Source organism: Bacillus oleivorans (genome assembly GCF_900207585.1).
Classification (GTDB): domain Bacteria; phylum Bacillota; class Bacilli; order Bacillales; family JC228; genus Bacillus_BF; species Bacillus_BF oleivorans.
In genome coordinates, this window is sequence record NZ_OAOP01000003.1 from 33,919 (window position 1) to 49,941 (window position 16,023).

The 16,023-nt window shown below is 37.6% G+C and carries 13 protein-coding genes and 1 pseudogene; 11 read left to right on the forward strand and 3 right to left on the reverse strand.

All coding sequences use genetic code 11. The features are described 5' to 3' along the window. Nucleotides 1–20: 20 nt before the first annotated feature. From CRO56_RS07450 to CRO56_RS07475, 6 genes are all read left to right on the forward strand, one after another. On the forward strand, nucleotides 21–1,112 hold the full coding sequence (locus CRO56_RS07450) for a M42 family metallopeptidase (protein WP_097157994.1): 1,092 nt from the start codon (nucleotides 21–23) through the stop codon (nucleotides 1,110–1,112). 118 nt (nucleotides 1,113–1,230) lie between these two features. Further along, entirely contained in the window at nucleotides 1,231–2,277 is a 1,047-nt protein-coding gene (locus CRO56_RS07455) for an autoinducer 2 ABC transporter substrate-binding protein (RefSeq protein ID WP_097157995.1), read from the forward strand. Between the two features lie 150 nt (nucleotides 2,278–2,427). Next, the gene (locus CRO56_RS07460) at nucleotides 2,428–3,894 is read left to right on the forward strand and encodes a sugar ABC transporter ATP-binding protein (RefSeq protein WP_218839651.1); all 1,467 of its coding nucleotides are present in this window, start codon (nucleotides 2,428–2,430) and stop codon (nucleotides 3,892–3,894) included. A gap of 30 nt (nucleotides 3,895–3,924) precedes the next feature. Then, entirely contained in the window at nucleotides 3,925–4,923 is a 999-nt protein-coding gene (locus CRO56_RS07465) for an ABC transporter permease (RefSeq protein ID WP_097157996.1), read from the forward strand. 80 nt (nucleotides 4,924–5,003) lie between these two features. Beyond that, a complete protein-coding gene (locus tag CRO56_RS07470; protein WP_097157997.1) occupies nucleotides 5,004–6,038 on the forward strand; it encodes an ABC transporter permease in 1,035 nt (344 codons plus the stop codon). A gap of 257 nt (nucleotides 6,039–6,295) precedes the next feature. Continuing rightward, nucleotides 6,296–7,072 carry a DeoR/GlpR family DNA-binding transcription regulator gene (locus tag CRO56_RS07475; RefSeq protein WP_097157998.1) on the forward strand — a complete coding sequence of 259 codons (777 nt, stop codon included), beginning with the start codon at nucleotides 6,296–6,298 and terminating at the stop codon, nucleotides 7,070–7,072. Nucleotides 7,073–7,146: 74 nt separating this feature from the next. Here the strand turns inward: CRO56_RS07475 and CRO56_RS07480 are convergent, their stop codons facing one another. Together CRO56_RS07480 and CRO56_RS22815 are read right to left on the reverse strand one after the other, a co-directional pair. Then, a complete protein-coding gene (locus tag CRO56_RS07480) occupies nucleotides 7,147–7,554 on the reverse strand; it encodes a nuclear transport factor 2 family protein (RefSeq protein ID WP_097157999.1) in 408 nt (135 codons plus the stop codon). 307 nt (nucleotides 7,555–7,861) lie between these two features. After that, a pseudogene (locus tag CRO56_RS22815) lies at nucleotides 7,862–8,020 on the reverse strand (transposase); the annotation flags it as partial. A 426-nt stretch (nucleotides 8,021–8,446) separates the two neighbouring features. Between CRO56_RS22815 and katG the strand changes: the two are divergent. Further along, the gene (gene katG / locus CRO56_RS07485; protein WP_097158000.1) at nucleotides 8,447–10,636 is read left to right on the forward strand and encodes a catalase/peroxidase HPI; all 2,190 of its coding nucleotides are present in this window, start codon (nucleotides 8,447–8,449) and stop codon (nucleotides 10,634–10,636) included. A gap of 91 nt (nucleotides 10,637–10,727) precedes the next feature. On the opposite strand, the gene CRO56_RS07490 is transcribed toward katG, so the two are convergent. Continuing rightward, nucleotides 10,728–11,408, reverse strand: a complete 681-nt coding sequence (locus tag CRO56_RS07490; protein ID WP_097158001.1) for an NAD(P)-binding domain-containing protein — start codon at nucleotides 11,406–11,408, stop codon at nucleotides 10,728–10,730. Between the two features lie 454 nt (nucleotides 11,409–11,862). Between CRO56_RS07490 and CRO56_RS07495 the strand changes: the two genes are divergently transcribed. From CRO56_RS07495 to CRO56_RS07510, 4 genes are all read left to right on the forward strand, one after another. Beyond that, nucleotides 11,863–12,837, forward strand: a complete 975-nt coding sequence (locus CRO56_RS07495) for an SIS domain-containing protein (RefSeq protein ID WP_097158002.1) — start codon at nucleotides 11,863–11,865, stop codon at nucleotides 12,835–12,837. A gap of 41 nt (nucleotides 12,838–12,878) precedes the next feature. Then, a complete protein-coding gene (locus tag CRO56_RS07500) occupies nucleotides 12,879–14,159 on the forward strand; it encodes an ABC transporter substrate-binding protein (RefSeq protein WP_097158003.1) in 1,281 nt (426 codons plus the stop codon). Between the two features lie 79 nt (nucleotides 14,160–14,238). Next, the gene (locus CRO56_RS07505; RefSeq protein WP_097158004.1) at nucleotides 14,239–15,123 is read left to right on the forward strand and encodes a carbohydrate ABC transporter permease; all 885 of its coding nucleotides are present in this window, start codon (nucleotides 14,239–14,241) and stop codon (nucleotides 15,121–15,123) included. 8 nt (nucleotides 15,124–15,131) lie between these two features. Further along, nucleotides 15,132–16,019: a carbohydrate ABC transporter permease gene (locus CRO56_RS07510; protein ID WP_425427187.1), complete on the forward strand. Its 888-nt coding sequence runs from the start codon at nucleotides 15,132–15,134 to the stop codon at nucleotides 16,017–16,019. Nucleotides 16,020–16,023 lie beyond the last annotated feature (4 nt).

Consider the following 16,023-nt stretch of genomic DNA (forward strand, 5'->3'; position numbering starts at 1 on the left):
TCCAGAGCTGGAGGAAAAAAGTGAGTAATATAACTAGATTAAAAGATAAATTACAACAGTTAACATCCATCGTTGGATTGGCAGGGTATGAGGATAAAGTTATCAATTATGTCATAAACAGTGTATCATCCCATGACGTAAAGGTTGATAACTTAGGCAATGTGACAGTCAAAATGAACACGGTTACAGATGAAGATCCTTTAAGAGTCATGATTTTTGCCCATATGGATGAGCTTGGCCTGATTGTAAAAAAAATTGAAAATAACGGATTCTTGAGAGTGGAACGATTAGGTGGAATTCCTGAAAAAAGCTTGGCCGGACAATCTCTAGTCATAGACACGGGAGACAAAGAGTGGCAAGGAATTATCGGAACCAAATCCCACCATATTACTCCGGAAAATGAAAAATATACTGTAAAACCTGTCAATGAAATTTATGCTGATTTTGGTTTCCGCAGTAAGCAAGAAGTTTTAGATGCTGGTATTAGAGTAGGAACACCGGTTGCCTATTCAAGACAATTTTTTAGCAATAACTCAATCGTTTTCAGTAATGCAATCGATAATCGTGTTGGATGTTTAACTTTATTAGAATTAATAGAACGTTTAGAAGGACAAAAGCTGCCTTGTGAACTATATATCGTATTTTCCGTTCAAGAAGAATTTAATTTACGAGGGGTTATACCAGCTGTTCGGACGATCAGTCCGCATATCGGGATTACGATAGATCTTACACTTGCGACGGATACCCCGGATTTAGAAGGTAAAGCGGCTATACAATTTGGTGGAGGACCGAGCATTGGATTATATACATTCCATGGTAGAGGAACATTAGGCGGCCTGATTCCTAATCCTAAATTAGTTAACCATGTTAGGAAAGTAGCTGCTGAAAATGAGATACCTCTCCAAGATGCAGCCTTTATCGGCATGCTAACCGATGCGTCATTTGCCCAATTGGAACATGAAGGTATTGCTTTTGTAGATTTGGGCTATCCGGCTAGATATACTCATGCTCCTGTCGAATCAGTCGATTTAAATGATGTAGAACTGCTCATTCAGCTAGTTGAAAAATTAGTCTTTTCATTTGATAAAGAATTGAATATTAAACGAGGATGATTTCCAATAAGGAAATTTCCATATACTTTATTCTCTTGGAAAAGAGGTGAACATTCAGCAGAGTAGTATGGCTTTATCTTAATTTCATCAAATTTTTTATAAAAAAGGGGAGAAAAAAATGAGAAAGAACAAATTATTTTTAGCAGGACTTTTAACGCTTATTATGTCCATTGCACTTTTTGGCTGTAGCTCTGGTACTACTACTGATTCTTCAAATGGCGGCAGCTCAAATGGGGGCAGTGACGATGGAAAATACACAATCGCAACTGTTGTAAAGGTTTCTGGTGAAGCTTGGTTTGATCGTATGGAAGAGGGAGTTGTGAAGTTTGGCGAAGATACTGGCCATGAAGCTTTCCAACAAGGCCCTCAACAAGCGGATGCAGCTCAACAAGTTCAAATTATTGAAGATTTAATTGCACAACAAGTAGATGCTATTACAGTTGTTCCGTTCTCTGCAGAGGCTTTAGAGCCAGTTTTAAAGAAAGCTAGAGAAGCAGGAATTGTCGTTATTTCACACGAAGCGGATGGTATGGAAAACGTAGATTATAATATTGAAGCTTTCAACAACTCTGAATATGGAGAGTTCTTAATGGATAACCTTGCTGCTGCAATGGGTGAAGAAGGCGAATACATGACTACTGTAGGCAGCTTAACAAGTACATCACACATGGAATGGGTTACAGCTGCTGTAAAACATCAAGAAGAAAATTATCCTAACATGACAGCTGTTGTAACAGAAGTAGAAACTGGTGACGATTTACAAACAGCTAGTGAAAAGTTAAGAGAGGCTTTAAAAGCTCATCCAAATCTAAAAGGTTTCCAAGGTTCAGCTTCAACTGACGCACCTGGAGCGGCTCTAGCTATTGAAGAACTAGGTCTTGAAGGTAAGATTTCAGTAGTTGGAACTAGTGTTCCTTCTGTAAGTGGTCAGTACATTGAAAATGGATCGATCAATGCCATTACTTTCTGGGATCCTGCTGAAGCAGCATATGCTATGAACACATTAGCAGTCATGATACTTGATGGTAAAAAAGATGAAATCAAAGATGGTCTAGACCTTGGTATTCCAGGATACGAAAGCCTTACAGTAAAAGATAATAAATACATTTACGGTAATGCATACGTAAAAGTTGATAAAGAGAACTTAGACGAATATGACTTCTAAAATTTAAAAACGGCTTAGGAGCATGGAATATACGACGCTCCTTGCTCCTAGGCTAATTTCCTTTATTCAAAGTTTGTTTGTACGGTTTCAACAGTTATTTATTTCTACTATTAACACCGAATGATTAGTTGAAAGGAAGGTGTATTTCTCTTGGAACCTTTAATCCAGATGAAAGAAATAAGCAAAAACTTTGGGGGGGTAAAAGCTCTACAAAAAGTAAATCTAACGATATTTCCTGGTGAAGTTCACTGTTTGGCAGGGGAAAATGGATGTGGAAAATCAACATTAATTAAAGTTTTATCTGGAGTACACACACCTGATCATGGTGAGATATTCATTAATAATAAACGATATCAAAAGCTTAGCACGAAGGAATCCATACAAGCAGGAATTCAAGTTATTTACCAAGACTTTTCCGTATTTCCTAATTTAACAGTGAAAGAAAATCTCGCATTAGGCTATGAAATATCTGATAAGAAAAAGTTAGTCAATTGGAAACGATTTGATGAAATAGCTAAACAAGCATTACAGACTATTGATGTAGATATTGATATTAATAAAAAAGTAGAGAACTTATCTGTTGCAGATAAACAATTAATTGCAATTGCTAGATCCCTGCTATATAATGCCAAGCTAATTGTAATGGATGAGCCAACTACTGCTTTAACAGATAAAGAAGTCCAATCGCTATTTAATGTTATTTCTAAATTGAAAACTAAAGGAATTTCTATCCTATTTGTAAGCCATAAATTAGAAGAAATTTTTACAATAGCTGAACGAGCTACTATATTAAGAAACGGTAAAAACGTAACCGAAGCACACATAAAAGACTTGGATACGAACAAATTGGTTTATTATATGACTGGCAGAGAAATTAAGGAAACGACATATGAATCTGAGTTTGATCAAAATCAGAAACCATTGCTGAAATTAAATAATTTTGGCTTGAAATATATGTTCAAAGGCATTGATTTGGAAATCTATCCCGGAGATATCGTAGGGGTAACTGGTACACTTGGATCTGGAAGAACAGAGTTTGCGGAGGCTATTTTTGGAATAACACCTTCAGATTCAGGAAGGATGGAAATAAACGGCGAAGAAGTAAAGATTCAAAATCCAAGACAAGCCATTAAAAGAAAAATCGTTTATGTTCCAGAAGACCGTTTAACAAAAGGGTTAATTTTAGAACAATCCATTGAGAGAAATATCATCATCTCTACAATTGGAAATTTATTAAAAACCTTTAAGGTAATAGATGTCAAGAAGGTTAAACATTCCGTTGATTATTGGATTAAAAACTTGGGAATTGTAGCGATGTTTCCAAAACGAAATGTTAGTGTGTTATCTGGAGGTAACCAACAAAAAGTTGTACTTTCAAAATGGTTAGCTAGTGAACCTGAAATTTTAATTTTGAATAGTCCTACGGTTGGGGTCGATATTGGATCTAAAGAAGAAATCCATGAGGTCATTAAAGAACAGGCGAAAAAAGGAATGGGCGTTATCTTAATATCAGATGATATACCGGAACTAAAACAGAACTGCAATAAAATCGTTACGATGGATAAAGGTAGAGTCATTTCGATAGAAAATATAAAAGAATATTCTATGAGTAGATAGATATGAATTTTTTAAGAGGGTTGGTCGAAAATGAAACGATTACTGAAAACGAATGAATTCTATGTAACTATCGTACTAGTATTACTAATCATTTATATTGGCAGTCAAAATAGCGCTTTTTTATCAATAAATAATTGGTTTGATTTAATTCGCAGTGCAATTGTACCAGTAATATTTGTCATTGGTACTTTACTGGTTTTAATATCGGGCGGGATTGATGTTTCTTTTCCGGCTATAGCCGCACTTAGCATGTATACGACTACGTCAATCATAACGAATACAGGTTATGATGGTCCTGTGATAGTGGCTTTTATGATATCAGCACTAATTGGACTTTTACTTGGATTCATTAACGCCATATTTATTGCGTTTTTAAAGTTACCAGCACTTATTGTAACGCTCGGAACCGCATCTATTTATAGTGGCTTTTTATTGACTTTTATTGATGATGGTCAAATTACAAGGTTACCAGAAGCAATGACCAATCTTTCAAAGACTAGAATTTTTGAAATTACTACTGAAACGGGTATGATTGGTATTCCAGTCGTATTTTTGATAACGATAGCAATCGTTATTTTAGGTTGGTTTTTATTAAAGTATTCCATGCTGGGCAGATCCATTTATGCATTAGGTGGAGATGAGGTTTCAGCGGAGCGGATGGGGATCTCACCTGTGAAAGTAAAAGTATTTGTTTACTGCTTCGTGGGTACGTTAGCTGGAATTGCCGGAATGATTCATACGATCATGGGCCGTAATTCAAATGCTAGTGATCTGTTAGGCGGGGAATTATTAATTATTGCTGCTGTTGTATTAGGTGGAGCTAGAATTACTGGCGGACATGGAACGATTTATGGTTCATTAGTAGCGTTATTATTAATCTTAATTATTGAAAACAGCCTTATTTTACTTGGTATTCCATCCTATTGGCAACGCTTTGTGATCGGTGCGTTAATCCTAATCGGTACAGGATTTTCAGCAGTACAAGTGAAGAGATCACTTGAGTCAAGAAATCCAATTTTGACAGAGTGACATCATTCCTTTCCGGTAAACATTTACATTGAATAGTAAAGATAAACAGGTACAAACACAAAGGCAGAGGGGTGTAAAGAATGTCTAACCCACTTAATATTAATGAAGAGAAAAAACGACTCAGCTTAAATAAAGATTTTATTGGTAACTACGGCGATTTAACATTATTGTTTTTTATTATGATTGGTGTTTTCGCCATTATGGCTATCATTAATCCTAGTGTGTTTTTGTCAGAGGGTATGATGATTTCTATAGCCAACCAATTTCCAATATTAGGATTATTGACACTGGCCATGATGTTTGCCATGGTTTCTGGCGGGATTGATTTATCAGTTGTTAGTACGGCTAACTTGTCAGCCATTATGGCATCCATCATCATGGTTCAATATATCCCTGAAGGTGCTTCATCAGGAGTAACCATTCTTTATATTTTGTTAGCTATTGCTGTTGCCTTATTAGTAGGCTGTGTTGCTGGCTTAATTAATGGGTTTTTAGTCACAGTTGTCAGGATACCGGCTATCATCGTAACTCTTGGAACGATGCAGTTATATATGGGAATTGCATTAGTTTTGACAAAGGGAAAATCCATTGTAGGATTACCAACCATTGTTTCAGAAGTAAGCTCAAGCAGGTTTCTTGGGATTCCGTTTCCATTAGTTATCTTTATCATATTTGTATTCTTTTCTTATTTTGTTTTGAATTTGCGGGATTATGGCTTAAGACTGCAAATGACTGGTTCCAATCCAGTTGCCGCAAAATTCTCCGGGTTAAATGTGAATTCTATTACGATAAAGGCTTATGTAATAAGTGGCTTACTTTCCGCTATTGCAGGTCTGTTGATGACGGCTGCAACCAATGCTGCTAAAGCAGATTTTGGAACAACCTATCTATTGCAGGCCATATTAGTTGCCGTTATGGGCGGAGTTAACCCTTACGGCGGCAGGGGAAAAGTAGCTGGAGTCGTTATGGCTGTTATTACGATGCAAATTTTGTCCAGTGGCCTTGGTATGCTTAAAGTAAGCAACTTTTTTAAAGACTTTATGTGGGGTACAGTATTAATCATTGTTTTATTGGCAAATTTAGTTTATAACAAAAAGATAAGCAAATTAACTTAGCAGATAGATAGTGAGTACACTATTTGTAAATAAGTCATATAGTTTTCTAAATACTACAAGAGGTACTTTCACGAAAAGGAGTATCTCTTTTTATTTGGAAATAACGATAGTTAAACATAAGATTTAACGTTTAATCAATGGTGATGATCCGTTCTGGCTATTTTAACGGCTAAAATATTTATTGACGTTTTCGAACTATAAACATATATACAAAATTGGTGATTAAAATTAACAATTACATAAGTGAGGTTGAATGAATGCTACCTTTTGAAAGAAGAAAATGGTTAGAACAGCAAATTAAATTACATAAAGTAATTGATATTGAAGATGTCTCAACTAAGCTAAATGTTTCTGCAATGACGATTCGAAGGGATCTAAAGGAACTTGAGAAAAATGGTAAAGTAATCCGAACACATGGGGGAGCCATTTCAGTCGATTCCTTTTCTGAGGAAATTCCTTATTCCTCCAAAATAACTAAAAATATTACAGAGAAAAAAGAAATTTCATTAAAGGCCCTGCAATTAATTAAGGAGAATTCAACCATTATATTGGATTCAGGAACAACCACGTTAGAACTTGCCAAAATATTAAAAGATAGAAGTGATTTAACAATCGTTACTAATGATGTGAAAATTGCTAATGAATTACTAGAAAGCTCTAATAAAATAATTGTAACAGGTGGTGAGCTACAACAAGGTATTGGTGCTCTATATGGGACGGCTACTCAAGAAATGCTTTCAATCATTCATGCAGATATTTTCTTCTTAGGTGCACACGCTATCGATTTAAAACATGGAGTTACAGCACCTACTTTTGAAAAGTCATTGATTAAACAATTGATGATTAAAGCCTCAGAAGAGACATGGCTTTTGGCAGACTTTAGTAAATTTAATAAGAAGGCCTTCTCGAAGGTTTGCAGTTTAACAGAAATAGAAGGAATAGTCACTGATTCTAGTATTGAGCCCTCAATTATTAAAGATTATGAATCCAAAACAAAAATTTTATATGGGGAAGTAGAATCAGGGTTAAGGTAATTGCTGATGATTTACAAATAGCGGGACGGTTCTCCTGCTTCGAAACAAGGAAGCGCAAGAACCGTCCCTCCGTTTTAAAACATTCCGTTCTCGTTCGGAGAATCCTCTGGGATGGCCTGACCGACATCCCACAATTCAACGATTTGGTTATCATGGAAACGGAAGATATGGACAACAGCCGCTCCTAGATCATCTGGATTTTGCCGTATATGCGAATAAACGACAACCGTGTCTTTCTCTTGAATTGCTTGTTTGACCTCAAGCATTTTGTCAGGGCTTTGAACTTCATTCTCTTCCATTGCCTGCATGAGCGAGTCTCGATCACCGCGGAAATAGGGGTTATGGTGACGAAAGTCAGGGCTTATGTAACGCTCGTATGCTTCGCGAATATTTCCTGATGCGACTAGCTGCAAAAAAGACACTGCCATTTCTTTGAGGGAGAGGGGAGATGTACCGTTTTGTTCCGTACTCAATTTATTCATCCTTCCTGTTCAGTAATTTAAATTAATAGAAGTGTAAAGTATACAAGAGTCTCTCGTCAATTTTTTATTTTGTCTATGTCTAATTTACGATTTATTATTTCATAGCCTATGCGAACTGGCCTGTTGCTTTCCGCTCCGGGCACTCGCTTTCCGCGGGGAGGTCCGAGAGCCTCCTCGGCGCTTTGGCGCCTGCAGGGTCTCCCGTGACCTCTCTATCCCACTTTCCACTGCTACAATATAGATTTTAATAAGGAGTGGAAATGAGTCGAGTGCCCTCCGCTCCAATCAGCAGGGAGGCAAATCAACCTTAAGGATTGCAACACGCATTTTCTAACCTTGATAAGTGTGTTGCAATCTTTTTTATATTTTGGCAGGCTGCCGAAAGGAGAGACTGTTCACTTGCGTTCTTCAATCCTCGTAACCGGCAGTAGCGAAGCCCATGCAGCTCTTTTGAGACAGCGAAGCTCAGATGGGCTGCCATTATCCTCACTATAAAAGAATTAACTTTTTCAAGAAGAAACGAGAAATCAATATATTTCTCAATCAAGCGAAGAAGGTGGTCGTCTTGACCTACTGAAAATCGTTCGGTAAATAGGTTATTTGAGCTAAAAAGACAGTATAATAAATTCGTTTAGTTCGATGACGGAAGTGGCGGAATAAAAGTAAAGTTTAAAAAGGTACTTACTACTATTGCTAAGTGCCTTTTTAAATTGTGGGCTAGTTAACAGAACTTCAATCGTCATTATTTTTCGAATAAATAAGAGATAGCCCATTATTCTTTCATATCATGAATGGATTTATTATAATGATAGATAGCAACAAAGTAATTTATTGTTATCCAGTTTGTAAGCTTATGAGACTACTTTATTTACACGGAAAGGGGTAAAAATTAGTGGATTCTAAACAAACAGCAAACGTTGGAAAATGTCCGGTCATGCATGGGAGTGCGACTAGTCAAAAATCGAGTGGGACGACGAATAAGGACTGGTGGCCAAACCAGTTGAACCTGAACATTCTACATCAGCATGACAGAAAGTCTAACCCTATGGGAGAAGACTTTAATTATGCTGAAGAATTTAAAAAGCTAGACTACTATGCTCTTAAACAGGATCTTCACAATCTAATGACAGACAGTCAAGATTGGTGGCCGGCTGACTATGGACATTATGGTCCATTCTTTATTCGCATGGCTTGGCACGCCGCAGGTACATATCGTACAGGTGACGGACGTGGTGGCGGTGGAACTGGTGCACAACGTTTTGCACCATTGAACAGCTGGGCTGACAATGGCAACCTTGATAAAGCACGCAGGTTGCTATGGCCGATTAAGCAAAAGTATGGGAATAAGATCTCTTGGGCTGACCTGCTTCTACTAACAGGTAATGTTGCGATTGAATCAATGGGCGGCAAGACATTTGGTTTTGGAGGCGGACGTGCTGACATTTGGCATCCAGAAGAAGACATCTACTGGGGTGCTGAAACTGAAATGCTAGGTGATAACCGTTACACAGGTGATCGCGAGCTTGAGAACCCGCTTGCTGCTGTTCAAATGGGCCTTATCTATGTGAACCCAGAAGGTCCAAATGGAAACCCAGATCCTCTTGCAAGCGCTCGTGACATTCGTGAAACCTTTGCACGGATGGGAATGAACGATGAAGAAACAGTAGCATTAACGGCTGGAGGTCATACTTTTGGTAAGGCACATGGCGCAGGAGATGCTGCTCATGTTGGTCCTGAGCCAGAAGCTGCTCCTATAGAAGCGCAAGGCTTAGGTTGGCTTAGCACACACGGCACTGGTAAAGGGCGTGACACCATTACGAGTGGGATTGAAGGTGCTTGGACTCCGAACCCGACACAGTGGGATAATGGTTACTTTGATTTACTATTTGGATATGAATGGGAGCTTACAAAGAGCCCTGCAGGTGCACATCAGTGGACTCCAGTAAATCCGCTTGAGAACCATCTTGCTCCTGATGCAGAGGATCCATCCGTTCGTGTTCCAACAATAATGACGACTGCAGATATGGCAATGCGTGAAGATCCTATATACGAAAAGATTTCCCGCCGTTTCCATCAGAATCCAGAAGAGTTTGCTGATGCATTTGCTCGTGCATGGTTCAAATTACTACACCGTGATATGGGGCCACGTTCAAGATATTTGGGTCCAGAAGTTCCAGAAGAAGAGCTTGTCTGGCAAGACCCTGTACCAGCTGCCCGTTTTGAACTAACAGATGAAGAGGTAGAAAAAATAAAGGTATTAATCCTAGACTCTGGTCTTACAATCAGCGAGCTAGTGACAACAGCTTGGGCTTCAGCCAGTACCTTCCGTGGTTCAGATATGCGCGGCGGCGCTAATGGTGCCCGTATTCGACTTGCCCCACAGAAGGATTGGGAAGTGAATCAGCCTGAACAGCTTTCAAAAGTACTTCAAGTACTGGAAGACATTCAAAAACATCTAGATAAGAAAGTCAGCATCGCTGATTTGATTGTGCTTGGCGGAAGTGCCGCAATTGAAAAAGCTGCCCAAGACGCTGGCTTTGATGTAACGGTTCCTTTTGCTCCAGGACGAGGAGATGCCACTGAGGAGCAAACGGATGTAGAAAGCTTTGCAGTGCTAGAGCCTGTTGCAGATGGTTTCCGTAACTATCAGAAGAAAGAGTATAGTGTAAGTCCAGAAGAGCTCTTAGTAGACAAGGCGCAACTATTAAATCTTACGGCACCTGAAATGACTGTATTGATTGGCGGTATGCGTGTATTAGGCACTAACTACGGCGGAACTGGGCACGGCGTATTCACTGATCGTGTAGGTACACTTACGAACGACTTTTTTGTAAACTTACTTGACATGGGAGTAGAATGGAAGCCTGCAGAGGACGGCGTATATGAAGGGCGTGACCGCAAGACAGGCGAAGTAGTGCGTACGGCAACTAGAGTTGATCTAATCTTTGGTTCCAATTCCCAACTGCGTGCCATTGCCGAAGTCTATGCTCAAGACGATAACAAAGAGAAATTTGTGCATGACTTTATATCTGCTTGGGTCAAGGTCATGAATGCGGATCGGTTCGACCTTAATTTAAAATAATGAAGATTAAACCAAAAAAGGCATTGGTACTTGCAGTTGTACCAATGCCCTTTTTTGCATCTTTATAACTACGGTGAACCGTATCTTTGTATTATACTTCCCCTTTAATTTCTTTAACGATTTCCTTCGCAAAATGTCCAAGACTACCCTCACAGTACCCTCGAATTACTTCAGGAGCAATGGAGGTTAAAGCTCTGTTGACGTATTCAGGTGAATAACCTTTTTTTGCAAATTCACTTTCAATATTGATAGCAGCCTGTACGGCTAAATAGGTTGCCAGCTTGTTTACTTCCGTTAAACAACTTTCATGATCGTTTTTTATCTCCCCAAGAAATTGAAAGAGGTCCTCTATTTGCTCAGGTAAGGTGTACTCTGTAATGAATAAGCCATTGCCATGTTCCATTAAATCTCTTGCGTGTCCCATATATTTCACGCCTAACACATTTAGAGAGGGGAATTTTGATTTAATTTCCTTCGTATCAAGAGCAGTTGCCATATTGATGATTTTGGTAGAGGGGGGATTCTCTTTGGTATAAGTTTGAGAAATAAAAGGAATAACATTCGGGGCAGGCAAGGCTAATAGTAAGATATCTAAATACCTTAATTCATTCTCTGTAAGACTATAACTATTTGGAAATTGCTCAACAAAATCCTGTACTTTGGCTTTTGAGGGATGGTATATTCCGATTTTTATATGGTTTTTATTCCAATGCGTCATCATCGCGGTACCTAATTTACCTAACCCGACTAACCCTACTCCGTGTTGTTTCATTAATTACACCCCTTTGTAAAAATATCTAATAACATTATAAAGCAGAGACATACCTCATAATAATGTCTCTGCTTTTAAAGTTATCTATTTCTACGATCAATAACTTTACCCCCTTTATAATAGACGCACTTTATATCTTTCACATTTGTAATCTCTAACCCAGGGAGACACTATAAAACTAGCATCCATTCCTGGCTGTAAGCGCCCATACTGCTGTCCTTTACCCATTAGTTCTGCGGGTTAGTTTTAAAAATGAATATTTCCACCACCCACTTAAAACTTAAAAATAAAAATAATTAGAAAATTCACAATAAACTATTGACGTATGACGTCATATGACATATTATTGTTTTAAACATGATGTTATACGACATCATAGAAAATGAGGAGGTTACATGATGACTACCAACTTTTGCAGCAAACAAAAATATAAATGGAAGGGAGGATTAAGGTAATGAAACAAGTACATGTAGAACAAATTCAAAAGGTAATCGAGGCTGTTAAAGGGAAAGATATTGAAAATATTTTCTTTGTTGCATGTGGCGGATCAATGGCAGCGCTATCATTTGGAGATTATTTTGTTACAAAAGATACTGACATGCCAAGCTTTGTTTATACATCAAATGAATTTATTCACCGTGCACCAAAAGCATTAGGTGAAAAAAGTCTTGTTATACTAAAATCTCATACTGGTACAACTCCAGAAACAGTTGGAGCTGCTACATACGCAAGAAGCAAAAGTGCCTTGACTGTTGCCATTTCAATGGATGTTGAATCTCCGTTGTGTCAAGAGGCAGAATTTACTGTCCATTACAATTATAAAGATGGCTCTGATGCTATTGATTGTGAAATAGGTATTTATTACACGTTACTGTTTAAATTACTTAATCTTATTACGGGTGAAGAGAAATATCTCCGTGGTGTTGACCAGTTATCTAAACTAGGTGAGTTAATTGAACGTAATCAAGCGAAACATAAGGATGTAGCTGACGCATTCGGTAAAAAAAATAAGCGTGAGAAGATCATTTACACAATGGCAAGTGGTGCGTATATCCACCACGCTTATTCATTCACAAGCTGTCTCTTGATGGAAATGCTTTGGGTCAATTCCAATGCTATTCATTCGGGCGAATATTTCCACGGTCCATTTGAAATCACTGATTATGATGTACCATTTTTAATGGTAGTTGGAGAAGGACCAAGTACACCACTTGATCAACGTGCTCTAGATTTTGTTACTAAATACAGTGAAAATGTTGAAGTGGTTAACGTTAAAGAGTTTGATTATACAGGGGTAGACGAAGACCTAAAAGAATATTTCGGCCCTGCACTTGCCGGTCCTGTTTTACGATTATACGCTGATGGTTTAGCTGAACATACTGGTCATCCATTATCGGTAAGAAGATATATGTGGAAAATGGAGTATTAATGTTTGGATAAAATAAGGGGATTCAATGAGGAGGGGTTTTAATGAAGTTACTTAGATTTTTGCTTGTTGTGTTACTTAGTTCTTCGTTTTTAGCAGCATGTTCTTCCTCTAATGATAGTGATGGCGATGCTTCCAATGGTGATCAAGTAGTAATTGATTTCTTCCATCGATGGCCCAATGAACCAAGAAAATCATTTTATGATGAAAGGATTGCAGAATTTGAGAAGCTGCATCCACATGTAAAAATTAATGTAGATTCTGTTTTAAATGATTCTTATAAAGAAAAGATCAGAGTGTTGGTTTCAAATGATGAGCTGCCTGATATTTTTGCATCATGGTCAGATTCTTTTGCCACTAACTTAGTAAGTTCTGGTCGTATTATGGAGTTAAACGACATCATTGCGGATGATCCAGAATGGTCTGGTAATATTATCGAGTCACAATATGCTGGATTTACTTTTGATGAAATTACCTATGGAATTCCGTTTACGGTTGGTGGTAAGGCGTTCTTTTATAACAAAAAAATATTTGAAGAAAATAATTTAGCTGTACCTACCTCATACGATGAACTTATCGATACATTAGATCAGCTGAAGGAAGCAGGTTATGAAACACCTCTAGTCGAAGGTTTAACAAATGCCTGGGCCGTATCTCATTACATGGGAACTATTTTTGATAGAGTTATAGACCATGATGTACTAGTTAAAGACTATACCCCTGAAACAGGTGAATTTACAGACCAAGGCTATATTCGAGGCCTCGAAATCTTCAAAGAGTTAACCACTTACATGGGTGATGTTTCAACGGCTATAGATCATGAAACAGCTCGGAACATGTTTGCTGCCGGTGAAGTTCCAGTATTATATATGCAATTTGCAGAAGTTAAATATGTACAAGATGCTGGTGATGTTGAATTTGGATTCTTTAATTTCCCGCCCGTTGAAGATGGAAAAGGAAGACCTGAATCACTTACCGGTGCACCTGAAGGATGGATGTTAAGTAAAAATGCACCTCCTGAAGCTGTAGAGTTTTTAAAGTTCTTAACTTCAGAGGAAACAGCTAAAGCATTTACAAAAGCGGATGGGCAGTTAAATGCTATTAAAGGCGGTGTAACTGAAGAAAATTCAAATCCGACAAGTCTTGAGGCCTATCAAATTATTTTAGATGCATCAGATGTAGCCCCTTGGTTTGATAATGCGGTAGATATTTCAATTGCTGATATTTTCATGCGTGGCGGTCAAGAACTAGCAACTGATCAAACTACTCCCGAAGAAATCATGAAAAAAGTACAGGAAGAAGCTGCTAAATTACGTAACCAATAGAAATATTTGATAGGCATTGCCCTAACTAGGATTTTATTCGGTTAGGGCAATTCTTCAAAAAGAAGGTGGGTTTTCCGTTATGAAGTTTAAAAAGGCTTATATAACACCGATCTTATTCATGTTACCAACCATTTTATTTTTAGGGGTATTTATATACATGCCGCTTTTTCAAAACTTTTATAATAGTTTTTTTGACTTTAGTGTATTTTCCCAATCGAAAGAATTTGTTGGATTAAGTAAAATTAAAGAATTATTTCATGATGAGGTAGCGGTAACTGCAATAATCAACAATGTTAAATATGCAATCATCTCAGTGATCCTGCAGGTATTTTTTGCTTTAGTGCTGGCTTCCATTTTAGAGGATAAATTTTTTAGACGCTTCGCACCAGCTTTAAGAGTTATTTATTTTATACCAGTTATGATTTCAATTTCTGTAATCGCTTTATTATTTGGATTTGTATATAATCCCCAAATCGGGTTATTAAATAGTTTCTTAGAATTAATTGGATTAGAGGAATGGGCAAAACCTTGGTTAGGTGATTCAACTTCTGCCATTTATAGTGTTATAGCGATGTCTCAATGGCAAAGTATTGGGTTAATTACGATGTTATTTATTGTAGCGATTCAGAAAATTCCGAAAGAATTGTATGAAGCGGCAGAGATAGACGGAGCTGGAAAAATACGCAGATTTTTTAGTATCACTGTGCCACAAGTTAAAGAAGTAACCTTTGTTAATTTATTAGTTACCGTGACTGGATCTATTCTTGTATTTAATGAACCATACATTCTCACTAATGGCGGTCCGGGAAATAGTTCCATGACATTAGCGGTTCACATGTATCAAACAGGGTTTTTTAAAGATGACATGGGCTATGCATCTGCATTAGCAACTTTTATATTCTTATTATCTGCAGTATTTGCGCTCATACAAATCAAAGTATCTAAAACAGGGAAGGAGGATTGAAGAACATGATTAAAACGCAATTAAACAATTCAACTTCCCCACGTTCAATGGTTACTAATAAAATGAAAATCCCAGTCCAAACACGAATTACAAAAAATATACTATTTCTCGGTTTGCTAATCTTTGCTTGTATCATTCTATACCCACTATTCTGGATGGTTATATCATCATTTAAAGGTTATCAAGAAATCTATAATAATGTTTGGGCTTTACCAACGGAGTGGAAGCTTGAAAACTATTCACTGGCATGGTCGAAAGGGATTTCAAGCTATTTTTTTAACAGTGTTTATGTTACGGGGTTAACGATTATTCTTACCGTATTCATTGGATCGATGTCTGCGTTCGTATTATCTAGGTATAAAAATCGGTGGATTGACGCGGGATTATTGTTTACAATCGGTGGCTTAATGATGAATCCGCAAGTTGCTTTAATCCCATTATTTGAAATTTTGACAGTAACTAACTTAATCGATACACACTGGGCGTTAATTCTGACGTATGTAGCCTATCGATTACCTTTAACGATTATTTTGATTCGTGCCTACTTTTTAACTGTACCTAAGGAATTATCTGAATCAGCATTAATGGATGGATGTACGGAATTCGGGATTTATTGGCGAATATATTTGCCGCTATCTGTACCTATTTTATTTACTTCTGTTATTTTAACAGCTTATTTTGCTTGGAATGAATTCTTATTCGCAACCGTTTTTATTAACTCTAGTGAGCTAAAAACAATTCCGTCTGGATTAATGGTCTTCCGAGATGCTCTTCGTACAGACTGGGGAGTATTGCTTTCAGGAATGGTCATTGCAACGGTTCCCATGATTCTTTTACTTATATTCTTACAAAAATATTTGGTTAGAGGTCTTGCAGAAGGATCTGTGAAAGGATGATGAC